The 864-nt window shown below is 48.7% G+C and carries 1 protein-coding gene; it reads right to left on the bottom strand.

Features of this window, described 5'->3' with window-relative positions:
* On the bottom strand, positions 1-712 hold a 712-nt coding region (locus ACNOHI_RS24645), incomplete at its 3' end, for a RagB/SusD family nutrient uptake outer membrane protein (RefSeq protein WP_420477369.1).
* Positions 713-864 lie beyond the last annotated feature (152 nt).

The following is an 864-nucleotide window of genomic DNA, read 5'->3' as shown; positions in this document are numbered from 1 at the left end:
CATAGCCTGATAAGGCGAGTGCACTTCCCCTATTGGCTCTGATTCCCCATCCGGCAGAACCCGGGGTTCCAAACGGGAGCCGCCCGACTGCCTCTCCGATATCGGCAAGTACCTGGTCCATCACCTCTGTTTCTGTTGATCTGCCCTTATAAACCGGTACACTTTCGCCGTCAATCACCTGATCGGAATTCTCGATAGCGTCGAGTGTGACAGGTACCGCACCCCAGATTGTTGCAAGGTGATAATATATCAGCGCGCGAAGGAAGTAGGCCTCCCCAAGGATCTGATTTTTTTTGTCGCCACTGAACAGATCATCTTTCATTTCGCTCACATGACGAATGACCATATTGAGCTGTGCAATAACCTTATAATACCCGCCCCAATCGGCATAAGATTGCAAGGCGCCCCACGACTTCTGAGTGCCGTTTACATTGCTGAAGTTGGGAAAGTGATAAAACGCTTCACTCGAACCTCCATTCCATCCCCGGTTGAAATACCCGGTAGTTACGTCGCCTCTTTCGTACATCTGTCCTCCGACCATGAGACCCCGGTATAAGGAGTAGCCCCCTAAAAGTGCCTGTTCGGCATCCTTTTCACTTGCCCAGAACACCTCGTTATAGACAAGGTCTACCTGCTCGGGGGATAAGAAATCATCGCAGGCACTGAGCATCACGCTTGTGATCGCTATGAAAATTATACTTCTTACTTTCATGTTTGTCTGGATTAAATATTGATGTTCAGCCCGATAATTAAATTCCTGGAAATAGGATATCCCTGTCCATTGTAGTATCCCAGTTTGGTGATCATCCGCGGATCGGGTACCAGCGAGCTTTTCCACATGTACACATTTCTCATGGTGCCATA

The organism is Noviherbaspirillum sp. ST9 (genome assembly GCF_048799745.1).
Classification (GTDB): Bacteria; Pseudomonadota; Gammaproteobacteria; order Burkholderiales; family Burkholderiaceae_D; genus Noviherbaspirillum.
This window is presented reverse-complemented; position numbering and strand designations above follow the sequence as displayed.